This window comes from Paenibacillus sp. P32E (assembly GCF_001909085.1).
Lineage (GTDB): Bacteria > Bacillota > Bacilli > Paenibacillales > Paenibacillaceae > Paenibacillus_AQ > Paenibacillus_AQ helianthi.
In genome coordinates, this window is record NZ_LVYY01000015.1 from 22,651 (window position 1) to 35,521 (window position 12,871).

A 12,871-nucleotide genomic window follows, 5' to 3' on the forward strand; every position below is an offset into this window, starting at 1 on the left:
ATCATGACATTGTCTGCTTATTCCACCTATGATGCGCTGGGACTTGCCGCGCTGGTCCGTGCGCGGGAGGTGTCGCCGCGTGAGCTTGTTGAGGCGGCTCTCGCCAGATTGGACGAGGTCAATCCCCTGCTGAATGCCGTTGTCCGCACCCGCCGGGAGGCGGCCTTGAAGGAGGCCGATGCCATGCCGGCAGATGATCCGTCCCGGCCGTTTGCCGGTGTGCCCTTTCTGCTGAAGGATATCTCCCAGGCGATTGGTGGTGAGCCGCTCACTTCTGGCGCCCTCCTGCTGAAGAATAACATTGCCAAACGCGATTCGAACTATGTCGCCCGTATCCGAAACGGCGGGTTTATTCCGCTCGGGCACACGAATACCCCCGAGTTCGGTCTGAAAAATATCACCGAGCCGCTCCTGCACGGGCCTGCACGGAATCCCTGGAGCACGGACCGCTCGCCCGGAGGCTCCAGCGGCGGAGCTGCCGCCGCAGTGGCTTCCGGAATCGTACCGGCTGCGGGTGCCAGCGACGGAGGCGGCTCAATCCGCATCCCGGCCTCCTTCACCGGCCTGTTCGGGCTGAAGCCTACCCGCGGCCGTACGCCGGTAGGGCCGGGAGTCGGCCGCCAGTGGCAGGGCGCCTCCATTGATTTTGCGCTGACGCGTTCCGTGCGCGACAGCGCAGCCATGCTGGATCTGCTGCAGATTGTGCAGCCGGAGGCCGCGTTTCAGACGCCGCTGTATCCGGGCGTCTATCTGGACGATCTTATAAATCCCGAACCGCGCAAGCTGCGGATTGCTTTCACAACAGCCTCGCCTGTCGGAACCCCAGTCACCGGAGAGGCGGCTGCAGCTGTATTAAAAACCGTAAAATGGCTCCAGGAAGAAGGCCATGAGGTCGAAGAGAAGCTTAGTCCGGTAAACGGCGTGCGGCTGATGGAAAATTACTATACGATGAACGCCGGAGAAGTGGCGGCCATGTTCCTGTCTCTGGAAACCGGGATGGGCCGCAGCATTGCGGCACATGAGGTGGACATCGTGACCTGGGTGCTGGGGGAAGCCGGTAAAAAGGTCTCCGCCGCCGAATTCGTGCACAGCCTGAACGAATGGGATGTGGCTGCCGCACAAATGGCGGGCCTGCTGAGCCGCTTTGACCTCTACATCACACCTGCGAATGCGGATTCCGCACCTAAGATAGGAGAGCTTACCCAGCAGCCGGAGGAAATAGAAGCTTTGCTGCACGTAAGCGAGCTGCCGAAGGATGCGCAGCGGCGGATGATCTACGAGATGTTCGAGCCCAGCCTGACTTATACCCCTTTTACACAGCTGTCCAATCTCACGGGTCAGCCCGCCATGAGCGTTCCCCTGCACCTTACACCGGCAGGCCTGCCTATTGGAGTTCAGGTGATGGCTTCCAAGGGCCGCGAGGATCTGCTGCTGCAGCTGGCCGCCCAATTGGAGCAGTCGGAGCTGTGGGTGGGGATGAAGGGGAATCCAATGTTTCCTTAGCCCCAGACCCTTCATCTTGGAATGCCGGTGGCTGCAGCCCCAAAGATTGCACCATCCCCACAACCAAACATTCCCTCCCGCTTCAGCAGTAGCAGTCCCCGGGTCCGGATGATTTAGAATCAACTGAAGCCCCTTCAGTATGACTTTTGGGAGCTGTGGGAGCAGGTCTTACCCCGAGCGGAATTCCCGGGGTGTCTGTCCGGTCTCACGGTGGAACAGACGGGAGAAGTAGTGGACCGAGCTGAAATGATATTTCCCGGCGATTTCTGTAATGCTCAGCGAGGTATGCAGCAGATCCTCCTTGGCCCGGTTCAGCCGGAAGCGGTTCATATACTGGACGGGCGAACAGCCGGCTGACTTTCTGAACAGCTCGAAGAAATGCCCCCGGCTCAGCTTCAATTCCCGGTAATAACATTCCAGCGGCCTCGGCACTTCATGCAGCAAATCCTGTTCGAGCCGCTCCAGCAGCGCGCTGATCCGGCGGTCCGGGAACGGCGGGTCCCTCAGCATCTGTTGAAGGAAAAAATCAATAAACTCCTGGAAGTTCCGCTGAATGCTCAAATTGCGGATAAACGTCTGCTCATTTACAAATTGACCTGAAGTGTAGAACTTCTGAAACCGTTCAGCCCACACACGGACAGAACCGGCCTGAAGCTGCAGCGGGAGCGGATACGGAAGTTGCGGACCCAACCATTCCGGCAGCTGCTCCGGTTCATAACAGATCGGGCAGGCCCAATCGAAATGGCCCTCCCGGTCCACATGACCCCAGTCGAAATAACAGCACAGATGTACCATCGGCTCTGCCGGATCAGCCAGCCATTCATGGGACTGTCCGGGAGGCAGATAGACCAGTGAGCCCGGGCTTACCTGGACTTGTGTCCCCCCGGTCTCCAGTACCCCGTAACCCTCACTGAGCAGATAGACAGAGCTCATATAGCAAATCCGTTTCGAGCTTGACTGCCCCTTGGCAAAAGGATACCGGGTGGCCAGATAGACATACGGGTGCAAGGCTGAAAGCTTCATCTCACCATCCTCCCGCTATGCTTATTGGGCGCCGGCGGATGCTGCCTCCGCTTCAATGGCTGCCGCTAATTCCTCATACGAGCCACCCTTCAGCAGTTTGCCGTTCACCATAAACTGTGGTGTTCCATTGACTCCATAGTTTCCAGCCGTTTTGAAATCCTCCTTCACCGGCAGCATGTAAGTATGCTCCTGCAGATCTTTGGCAAAGCGGTCATAGTCTATGCCGCCGATATTATTTTTGACGAAATCAAGCAGAAACTGCGGTGTGGCCCAGATCTTGGTCTCATCCCCCTGATGGTCGTAGAGCTTGCTCATGAACTCCCAGAATTGTTCGTTGTCCTGGGCTGCAATGGCTTCCCCCGCACTGGCCGCCATGATCGAATCACGGTCGATAAAAGCAAAGTTCATGAAGAACAGCTCTGCCTTGCCGGTATCGACGAACTCTTTTTGGAAGCGTTCGAAGTACGTTTCCTTCCACTTCTTGCAAGAAGGGCATTTGAAATCTGCGAATTCAATCACCTTCACCTTGGCAGTACTGCTGCCCAGATGGGGCTGCTTCTCATATTTCAGGCCTTCGGCATCGTAATCCCCGCGAATCTCCGTGTAGTTCGGCAGTCCTCTGAGGCCTGAGGAAGCCGCTGACGCACGCAGAAAAAACACGGACGCTGCAATCACGAGAACGGCAATCATAACGACAGATATCGCAAAGGCAGATCCTGACCGGGGCTGCCCGGTACGGCGCTTGCTTCCGCGGATGGAACGAGTCTGATGGGCTGAATGGGTCTGATGGGCTGAATGGGTCTGGTTGGCTGAGTTCGAAAGATTGGATAGCTTGCCCTTTGCTTTGGACATGGTTAGATCCCCCTCAAAAGATTTTCATCATCTGAATAATAAATGATAACGCTTTCTAAATTAATGGTAGTGATTCCTTCCAGCTCCGTAAAGGTACGTTTGCGGTGCCTTGCGTACCTTTTTCCCTGTGCAGGCCTTTCCCGGCAGTTTGGGTCTGCATTTCGATCCCCTATTGCCTGATTACTGTATAACCATCCGCGAATTCATCCGCCGATCGTGCAAAAATACGACACCTTGCTAAATACAACCGGCCATCAACCGGTTACATTGTAGAAGACTGGAGGCCAGGGTTAATGCGCCGACTGCTACGGCTGGCCTGCTACGCATTTGCAGAGATGAAAGGAGGAGAACCTATGCATGAAACCACAAGTATAGGAAATTCAGAGGATTCAATCCTGTCTTTGCCGCTGGCAAAAGAACAGGCCCAGGAACACGCGGCCCGGCATAACCTTACTTTGGAGGGACCGGCAGCAGATTTTTTTGAAGGAGCGCTACTGGGAAACGGCGGGCTTGGGGTGGTGCTCACTACCCGCCCGGATGCGGTGATGCTCCATTTTGGACACAATAATGTCTGGGATATCCGAATAGCGGAGCAACATGCTGAGGAGATTATGACCTTTAAAGAGGTCTATAAGCGGTTCGAAGCGCTTCCCGCTGAATTACCGCAGCTCATGGACCACCCGTGGTACCGGGAATATTGCGAGATGGCCGGGGACAACTACAGCAAAAGCTACCCGCGTCCGATGCCCTGCGGTTCACTGCTGCTCCGGTATGACCGGCGTACAGCCGAGGTGCTGGGGCACACCCTCCACATCGGGGACGGACGCTGCACGGTTGAGTTTCTGGTCCAGGGGGAGCGGGCTGTATTGGAGGTTTTTGTGGATGCCGTTCAGGACCGGCTGTGGATGTCTGTATGCAATTCTGCTAGCGGCAAAGCTCTATCGCTGTTTCACGAAGCACGGCTCATTCCCGACCCCAACACGCCTTCCGGGTTCCCCTCCGCTGTAATCGATGTTGATCCCGCGGCGGGAGTGCTGTCCTTTACCCAAGTCCTGCCCTGTGTGGAGGCTCCCGAGGTTCCCTATAGCGGGCATGACCAAGATAAGGCTTTCCGGCTGGCGGTCCGCATCACAGGCGCAGTTCCTTCGGCTGGCGGTGAGGGGGACCGGCTCAGCATCGCTGATACCGGCAGCGGCTTCTCCGCCTGCGCGGAGCTATGGGAGGGCCGCAGGACGGTAATCCAGCAGCCGGCAGTGCAGATGCACCCGCCCGAATTGTCCGGGTACAACGATGCCTGGCAACGGACAAACGAAAAGTGGCTGGAATACTGGGAGTGCTCCAGTGTGTCCCTTGAGGACGAATATCTGGAGCGGGTCTGGTACCGCAATCTGTACTTTTTAAATTGCTCTGTCCGTGAAGGGGTCACCTGTCCCGGGCTGTTCGCCAACTGGAGCTATGGTTCCATCGGGTCCGAATGGCATGGGGACTATCACATGAACTACAATACACAGCAGCCATTCTGGGCAGCATTCTCCAGCAACCATCTGGACAAGCATCTGCCTTATGCGGATATGGTAGACCATGTGCTGCCGGTCAGCCAACAATGGGCACGGGACTATTACGGGCTGCGCGGTGCTTACTTCCCCCATTCCGCCTACCCGGTGGAAATGACGATGATGCCTTATCCGGTTCCGCACTGGGGCTGGGAGGTCTGTGAAACGCCGTGGACCGTGCAAAGCCTATGGTGGCATTACCTCTACTCCATGGATGAAGCCTTCCTTCGCAGCCGCGCATTTCAGCCGATCCGGGAAGCCGTCCGGTTCATGGCAGATTACATGCAGCGGCCGGAAGCCCGGGGTCCGCGCTGGAATGACGACTGTTATCATATCTTTCCTACTGTCGTGCCGGAGCTGTACGAGATTGCACCGGGCTTTGCCCGGAACAGTGATTGTCTGATCGATCTGACACTGACAAAATTTATTTTCCATGCATATATCCGGGCCTGCGCGGTGCTTGGACTGGAGGAAGCGGAAGACGGCCTGCTTGCAGAGGTTCAGGAAATTCTTAATCACTTTCCCGAATATCCAACAGCCGAATCCAATGCAGGCCAGGTCTTTGTGTCGGTGGCAGGAGAGAATCCCGAGGTCGTCTACAACGTCCCGGTTCCGCTCGCAACAGTCTTTCCCGGAGAAGAGCATGGTCTGCACTCTTCCCCGGAAGAATACCAGACGGCGGTGGAGTCCTACCGCAATCACCGGAATGAAGGCGGGAATGAACTGGTATTCCAAGCTCTGGCCGGGGCGCGGCTCGGCATCCTCGATCTGGAGCGGTTCAAGCGGCAAATTGCCTATTGTCTGCTGCCTAACGGCACTTGCACCGACAGAGTGCTGATGAGCGGGGGACGGTACCCGGATACAGCGGACTTTGACTTCATGTCCCGGATGGGTATCTGGTTCGAGAATTTCTCGCTACCTGCCGTAATCAATGAGTGCCTGCTCCAGAGCTATAACGGGGTGCTGCGATTCTTCCCGAACTGGCCGGAGCATCAGAGAGCAGAATTCCGCAGCCTGCGGGCAGTGGGCGGCTTCCTGGTCAGTGCAGCTTTTGAAGCGGGTGAAGTGCAGTGGATTGAGGTGTTCAGTGAAGCAGGAGCCGATTTGTCCTTCTATATCCCTTGGGCCTATGGAGCCGAATGTACCGGAGATTCCGTTGGGCGGCAGATCTGCACAGGAGGGACAGGAACGCTGCGTACAGTTGCCGGGGAAACCCTCCGCATAGTAAAACACAGCAGGGAATAGCTGGATCTGGTTATGGATTCAGATCCTCCACATTGAAGCGCCCTCCAATCTCTGATTGAAATTGGAGGGCGCTTTTGCAGGGAATACTTCACTTCACAAAAATAACTGGGGTCATTGCTTCTAACCTACCTCCAGCTGTTCCAAGCGGCTATTCAGTGTATAACTTCCCCCAGCCTCGGTGAGAAGAGTACTCCGGTGTTCACCCGAGCGGACAGTTATTGTACCCGCTGAAAAGGTGCGTAATGTAGCCGTGGTTAGTATTCCATCCTTCCAATCCATATCTACCTCGACCTTCCCTTTGGCGCAAAGTCCTGATACCGAGCCTGTGCTCCAATCTGCTGGAAGCGCGGGCAGCAAATGAATCTCTCCAGCCCGGCTCTGCAGCAGCATCTCTGCAATGGCAGCCGTTCCGCCGAAATTGCCGTCAATGACGAAGATATTGCTCTCCGCTCCGGCAATACCAGCCTTTGAATAGGTCAGCAGATTGTCCAGACATAACCCGCTAATCAGATGCGAGATATGCCTGTAGGCTCGCTCCCCGTCATGGAGCCGGGCAAAGTACAGCCCAAACAGCGCGGCGGTAAATTCCACATCCTCCAGCTCATCCTGCATCATGCGGTTCTCCAGCGTGACCCGGGCCGCCGCGCTGAGCTCCGGCGTCTCCTCGGGTGTAATCCGGCTGGCGGGATAGAGTGCAAACAAATGGGAGAGATGACGGTGCTCCGGCTGTGCCTCCCTGTAATCCTCCAGCCATTCCTGCAGCTGCCCCTGTCTGCCGATCTGCAGCGGCGGCAGTTTGTGGATCGCCTCTTCAAGCTGCGCCTGAAGCTCTTCATCCTTATTCAGCAGCGCTGCCGCTTTCAGACAGAATTCAAAAAGCTCCCGGACCAGCACCTGGTCCATAGTCGGCCCCATAGAGAGCTGCCGGTTCTCACCGCTATGACCCTCCGGATAGAAGCTGTTCTCCGGCGAATTCGAAGGTCCTGTCACCAGCCAGCCGTACGCCGGATGTATGGTCATGTAGTCTAGGAAGAAGACTGCCGCTTCTTTGAGCACAGGATAGGCCTGCCCTTCCAGAAACTCACGATCCTGACTGTATTCGTAGTGCTCGATCAGATGCATGGCGATCCACAGTCCCCCGGTGACATTGAGCCCCCATGAGGTTTCCCAGCCGGGTGCGGTGAATCCCCAGACATTGGAGAACACATGAGCAACCCAACCTGTACTACCGTAGAAATCTCTTGCTGTCACTCTACCCGCACGGGACAAAGCCTCAATGTAACGCATTAGCGGCAGATGACTCTCTCCCAGATTCGCAATCTCGGCAGGATAGTAATTCATCTGGGTATTGACATCCAGATGATAATCGCAGCTCCAGCCCATCCGGCAGGCTTCGCCGTCATTCCAGATCCCTTGCAGATGCAGCGGCAGCGGCGAGTCTGCACGTGACCCGGCAATCATCAGGTAGCGGCCGTACTGCAGGAACAATGCAAACAGCTCCGGGTCTCCGCTGTGATTCTGCTGCAGCAGGGCGATGCGTCTGTCCGTCGGCAGCTCCGAAATCTCCGAGCGTCCCAGCCGGACATCGACCTTGCTGAATTCCTGGCGGTAATCCCGGATATGATCCGCGCGCAGGCTGACATAGCCCTTAGCAGCCGCCTGTTCCAGACTTCTTGCACTCAGTGCTTGCAGGTCCGCTCCTGCATGCTGGTAATCAGTGCTGACCGTAAAATAAATCCAGGCTTCATCCGCCCCGGCTACTGTCAACCGGCCATCCCGTGAGCTTAAGGTTCCCCCGGAAGCTGACACCCTGATTCCGCCTTCAGCCCTTACTCCACAGGTACCATCGCTGTGCACCTGCTCTCTCGCTTGGGTTTGAAATTCCAGGGTATCCCCGTTCACAGAGCGGACAATGAACGGGCCTGTGCTGCCAGCAGCACTTAACGTGAAGGATACACCGCCAGGCGATTCACTCCAGATCCTGGAAGCTACAACATCATCTGCATGGGAGGCAAAAACCTCACGCAGCACCGTGCAACCACCGCTCTGAGACTCCGCATGCGCAACTGCACGATCCAAATCCAGCCCGCGTCTGAACCGGGCTTCCGCATTCCCTGCCCGCTCCACTTCCTTCTCAGCTTCCCCTTGCCTGTCCGGACTATCAAAAGAGAACACAATCTCGCACAATCCCAGGTGGGTCCCGTAATTCCGCTTCTCCGGCTGCAGATATTGCTTGGCAAGCCGGTCACCTTCTGCATAATCACCAGCCATAAAAAGCCCCTGCATGCGCCGTAGTGCCTCCTTCCCGCCAAACGGGCCGGGTACAGCCTCTTCTCGTCCGGACCAGTAGGTCACCTCGGTCATACTCCACACTTCACGCTGCGGAGCCGCCATAATCACTGCGCCGATCCTGCCATTTCCGATCGGCAGTCCCTGGCCCCAGCCCGCAGCCGGGCTGGAGTACCATAATTTCAAATCGCTCAATTAGCATCCTCCTGTCTGTCCTCTGATCTGGCATATGAATAAAACCTCCGTTCAAACCATCCGTTCCTAAAAAACAATAGCAGAAACAGCGATGCCGGCCTTGGCAGGCCGGCATCGGGTGGGCGTAGCACGGTTGCTTGTGCAGCAGCTTATTTCACTGAAGCGTCATACGCCTTTTGCAGAATTTCCAGATAACGGTCCAGCTTCAGATCCTTCAGACCCTTCACATAGGCATCCCAGTCCTTGTTCAGATCCTTATTGCCGGTAATGAACTGAAGCTCATTCTGCTCAATGTAGTTTCTCAGATTCGTCTGCAGCATGCTGGCTTCGTCAATCTCTGTCGGATCAATCCAGATGGACCAGAGCGGGAACAACTCCTTAGGTTCATGACCCTGGTACAGCAGCGAAGCATTGTACAATCTGCGTTCGTAGCCGTTCGAGGAATAGATATCAGTCGCCTGAACGAAGGTGTCGCGGTATTCCTTCGGCATGTAGAAATGTCCCATTCCGCTCCAGCCCGCATTACGCGGCGCTTCGCCTTCCGCCATCGGGATCGGCTTGATCACCGGTTTGACATCCTTGCCTAGTGCGACATCGCCTGCCACCGGATCGGTCCAGTCGATTCCCTTCATGCCGCTTGCCGCGTTCGTCTGGCCTTCCGGTGTGAACATATAATCCACCATCTTGATCAGAGCCACTTTTGCCTCTTCACTGGCTTTGTTAGTGATGACGAACTTGGCGCCTGGTGACACCCCGCCCGCATCATGTGTCGTGTAAGAGATCCCTTTCGGTCCGGTAAGCGGTGGCAGGGCATTGTAATGTGCGGAACGGGTGTTACCTGGATCGATGTTGATAAAAATCGCCGGATGCATGCCTGCACCTGCGCCGAGGATTTCGGCATCCGCATTTTCACCGATTTTCTTAAAGGCCTCCGCATTCTGGGTAAAAGCCCCCGGATCGATCAGACCGGCATCATACAGCGATTTGATATAGGTCAGGCCTTCCTTCCATTCCGGCTTAACAGCGGCTGACTCCACCTTGCCGTCCGTCATATTCAAGTAGTTGCGGTCATCATCATAGACGAAGCTGTTCATAAGATAAGGAATAATGCGTACGCCAAAATCTTCAGTAGAACCGCTCAGCGGCACTTCATCGGCTTTGCCGTTGCCGTTCGGGTCCTTCGTCTTGAAGGCTTCCAGCATTTGCTTGAACTCCTCTGTAGTTTTCGGCTCTTCCAGGTTCAGCTTCTTCAGCCATTCGGTGTTGATCCACATTTTGTTCGGATAGGAACAGTGGAAGCACTCGGCGTAAGCGCCCAGGCCATAGATATTGCCGTCAGGAGCCGTATTCAGCGTTTTCATTTCAGGGTGCTTTTCCATGGCTGCTTTGATATTCGGTGCATATTGGTCAATCAGGTCATTCAGCGGAACCAGAACGCCCTGCTGGCCATATTTCAGCACATCCCCCTGGGAGAATTCATCAATGTAGGCAGTGAGCAAATAAGCATCGGGATAGTCACCGCTGGCGAGTGAGATTTGGCGTTTTTCCTTGGCGCCGTCGGAGGGATTAATCTGCCAGTTGAATTTGATGCCGAACTTGTCTTGAACGAATGTGGTGAATTTATTGGTCGGGATATCAATGCCTGATTCCTGGACGGCAAAGACGCTGACCTCCACAGGTTTTGAGGCCTCCGCTGCGTTTCCGTTGCCAGACGCTGTGCCGGATGCTGTACCGGACGGGCTTTCTGTATTATTTTTGCCCGAGCAGCCACTGATCACAACTGTAAATACCGTTACCAGCATTAACAAGGCTAACAAACTTTTCTTCAAAGCTGATCAACTCCCTCTTTGTAGTTGGACAGGTTGGTTATGTGTTGCCAAATGGAAACGGCTGCCCGTCCTTAAACAGACAATATCCGTTTCAGCGAGAAAGATAAGGATCATTTATGGCACGAAGCATATAAATGCTTATCTTTTAAGAAAGGCCTCACCCCCTTACCGGTTCATCGCTTCCCCTTACCCCTTGACTGAGCCGACCAGCATGCCCTGTACGAAATACCGCTGTACAAAAGGATAAATGACAAGCACAGGCAAGGTGGCGACGACTATCAGCGCATATTTCAGTAGTTCGGCCATCTGCTGCCGCTCTACCATCGCCATGGCATCCATCGCCCCGGCACTGTTGTTCTGGATAATGATACTGCGCAGCACCAGCTGCAGCGGGAACAAGTCAGCCGATTTCAGATAGATCAGGGCATCGAAATAGGAATTCCATTGGCCGACTGCATACATCAGCACCAGCACCGCAATAATCGGCTTGGAGAGCGGCAGCACTACGCTGCGGATGAAGCGCATATCGCTGCAGCCGTCAATCTCACTGGCCTCCAGCAACTCCTCGGGAATGGAGGACTGGAAAAAGGACCGGGCAATAATCACCTGCCACACCCAGATCGCATTGGGAATCAGCAGCGCCCAACGCGTATCGATCAGGTGCAGCTCCCGGACCACCATATAGGTGGGAATCAGCCCGCCGCTGAAGATCATTGTAAAGGTAATGATCATCATCAACACATTGCGGCCAAAAAAAGCTCTGCGCGACAGCGGGTAGGCGATCATAATCGTCAGGGTCACACTGATCAGCGTACCGGCTGCCGTATAAAAGATGGAATTGGCATACCCGCTGATAATCTCATGCGTACTGAACAGGACCTTGAAGCCCTTGAAGGAAATATCGACCGGCCACAGCCAGACCCGGCCCGAGGTGACAGCTGCCGGACTGCTGATGGAGCTGCTGATAATGAAGATAAGCGGATACAGCACAACGATAACTACAAGGATGAGTACGGTGTACACCACAGTCAGAAATATCCGGTCACCGACGGATTCTTTAATTTTTTGGGGAACTGCTGCCGAAGCTGCCATACAGGAACTCCTTTCTTACCAGATGCTGTTATTGGTGATTCGTTTGGCCAGTCCGTTCACGGTAACCAGCAGAACCAGATTGATCAGTGAATTGAACAAGCCGACCGCGGTAGCAAAGCTATAATTGGCATTCAAAAGGCCGATCCGGTAGACATAGGTGGCTATAATCTCAGAATTAGCGATATTCAGCGGGTTTTGCAGCAGATAGACCTTTTCAAAGCCAATCGCCATCACGTTACCCACATTCAGAATCAGGATAATCACAATCGTAGGTACGATTCCGGGAAGATCGACGTGGCGGATCTTTTGAAACCGTGAAGCGCCATCCACCCGAGCCGCCTCATATAGTGTAGGATCGATGCCAGCCAGTGCAGCCAGGTAGATCACGGCGCTATAGCCTGCGGTCTGCCAGATGTCAGACCAGACATAGATGGAGCGGAACATGCCGGGCTCCCCCAGGAAATTCACCGAGTCCAGGCCGAAGAAATTCATGGCGATGTTGGCGAACCCCAGACGCGGAGCCAGAAACAGCATAATAATGGAGACCATAACTACAGTGGAGATAAAATATGGCGCAAACGATACAAGCTGGACGAACCGTTTGAACCTGCCGCCACGGATTTCATTTATCATCAGCGCGAGCAGGATCGGAATCGGAAACCCGGCCAGCAGCAGATAGCCGCTCAGCAGAATGGTATTCTTGACCAGCGTCCAGAACAGCGGATTCTCAAAAAACAGCTCGAAGTGCTTAAAGCCGACCCAGGGGCTGCCCCATATCCCCTTAATTACGTTGTAGTCCTTGAAAGCCAGTACAGCATTCGCCATTGGATAATACTTAAAGATCAGAAAGAACAGCAAAGGCGGAATGACGAGCAGATGCAGCTGCCAGTGTTTCATGATATTTTTTCCGGCGGTATGCAGCCAGCCCTGGCGTTTGCTTCGGGGCGCCGTTTGGGTGCTCATAACCATTTCTTTTTCCAGATGAATCTCCCCCCTTAAAAGTTTGGCCAGCGTTACTTCATTGATTTCACTTCGCGTCAAAAACTTACTTCGTAAGCAGATGCTTAGTTTGCCAGCCGCTGCTCCCTTGCATTAGTTCGAGCAAAAATCGGTTCGGAAGCATTCGCTTTGTACTATTTGTTTGTGTGATAGCGCTTTCTCACGAGTTGATCATAGGGCATGATAACCGGCTTTGAACAGGTACACTTCCGTATTTTGCGTACAGATCGCCCGGTTTGCAGGGGGCATCACTTCCTGGGACGGCCTGATTTCCGCGGTCTTGCAAGCGGA

Annotated in this window: 8 protein-coding genes; 2 read left to right on the forward strand and 6 right to left on the reverse strand. The window is 54.8% G+C overall.

Annotated features, from left to right (window positions below):
- The first annotated feature begins 3 nt into the window (after window positions 1-3).
- Window positions 4-1,503 (forward strand): amidase, encoded by a 1,500-nt coding sequence (locus A3848_RS15930; protein WP_074085918.1) that lies wholly within the window; start codon window positions 4-6, stop codon window positions 1,501-1,503.
- A 168-nt stretch (window positions 1,504-1,671) separates the two neighbouring features.
- On the opposite strand, the gene A3848_RS15935 is transcribed toward A3848_RS15930, so the two are convergent.
- Window positions 1,672-2,526: an AraC family transcriptional regulator gene (locus A3848_RS15935; protein ID WP_074085919.1), complete on the reverse strand. Its 855-nt coding sequence runs from the start codon at window positions 2,524-2,526 to the stop codon at window positions 1,672-1,674.
- Window positions 2,527-2,547: 21 nt separating this feature from the next.
- Window positions 2,548-3,378 (reverse strand): DsbA family protein, encoded by an 831-nt coding sequence (locus tag A3848_RS15940; protein WP_083612185.1) that lies wholly within the window; start codon window positions 3,376-3,378, stop codon window positions 2,548-2,550.
- 293 nt (window positions 3,379-3,671) lie between these two features.
- Between A3848_RS15940 and A3848_RS15945 the strand changes: the two genes are divergently transcribed.
- Entirely contained in the window at window positions 3,672-6,176 is a 2,505-nt protein-coding gene (locus A3848_RS15945) for a glycosyl hydrolase family 95 catalytic domain-containing protein (protein WP_218619003.1), read from the forward strand.
- A 120-nt stretch (window positions 6,177-6,296) separates the two neighbouring features.
- Here A3848_RS15945 and A3848_RS15950 read toward each other — a convergent pair whose 3' ends face one another.
- The 4 genes from A3848_RS15950 to A3848_RS15965 all read right to left on the reverse strand — a co-directional run bounded on the left by A3848_RS15950 (window position 6,297) and on the right by A3848_RS15965 (window position 12,544).
- Window positions 6,297-8,660 carry a glycoside hydrolase family 95 protein gene (locus tag A3848_RS15950; RefSeq protein ID WP_074085920.1) on the reverse strand — a complete coding sequence of 788 codons (2,364 nt, stop codon included), beginning with the start codon at window positions 8,658-8,660 and terminating at the stop codon, window positions 6,297-6,299.
- A gap of 149 nt (window positions 8,661-8,809) precedes the next feature.
- Window positions 8,810-10,489 (reverse strand): extracellular solute-binding protein, encoded by a 1,680-nt coding sequence (locus A3848_RS15955; RefSeq protein ID WP_074085921.1) that lies wholly within the window; start codon window positions 10,487-10,489, stop codon window positions 8,810-8,812.
- A 186-nt stretch (window positions 10,490-10,675) separates the two neighbouring features.
- Window positions 10,676-11,581, reverse strand: a complete 906-nt coding sequence (locus A3848_RS15960; RefSeq protein ID WP_074085922.1) for a carbohydrate ABC transporter permease — start codon at window positions 11,579-11,581, stop codon at window positions 10,676-10,678.
- Between the two features lie 15 nt (window positions 11,582-11,596).
- Entirely contained in the window at window positions 11,597-12,544 is a 948-nt protein-coding gene (locus A3848_RS15965; protein ID WP_083609439.1) for an ABC transporter permease, read from the reverse strand.
- Window positions 12,545-12,871 lie beyond the last annotated feature (327 nt).

Excerpts from the sequence above, each read along its gene's own strand:
- A3848_RS15960 (WP_074085922.1), bottom strand. The coding sequence starts at position 11,581 with ATGGCAGCTTCGGCAGCAGTTCCCCAAAAAATTAAAGAATCCGTCGGT.
- A3848_RS15945 (WP_218619003.1), top strand. The coding sequence starts at position 3,672 with ATGCGCCGACTGCTACGGCTGGCCTGCTACGCATTTGCAGAGATGAAA.
- A3848_RS15940 (WP_083612185.1), bottom strand. The coding sequence starts at position 3,378 with ATGTCCAAAGCAAAGGGCAAGCTATCCAATCTTTCGAACTCAGCCAAC.
- A3848_RS15965 (WP_083609439.1), bottom strand. The coding sequence starts at position 12,544 with ATGAGCACCCAAACGGCGCCCCGAAGCAAACGCCAGGGCTGGCTGCAT.
- A3848_RS15935 (WP_074085919.1), bottom strand. The coding sequence starts at position 2,526 with ATGAAGCTTTCAGCCTTGCACCCGTATGTCTATCTGGCCACCCGGTAT.
- A3848_RS15930 (WP_074085918.1), top strand. The coding sequence starts at position 4 with ATGACATTGTCTGCTTATTCCACCTATGATGCGCTGGGACTTGCCGCG.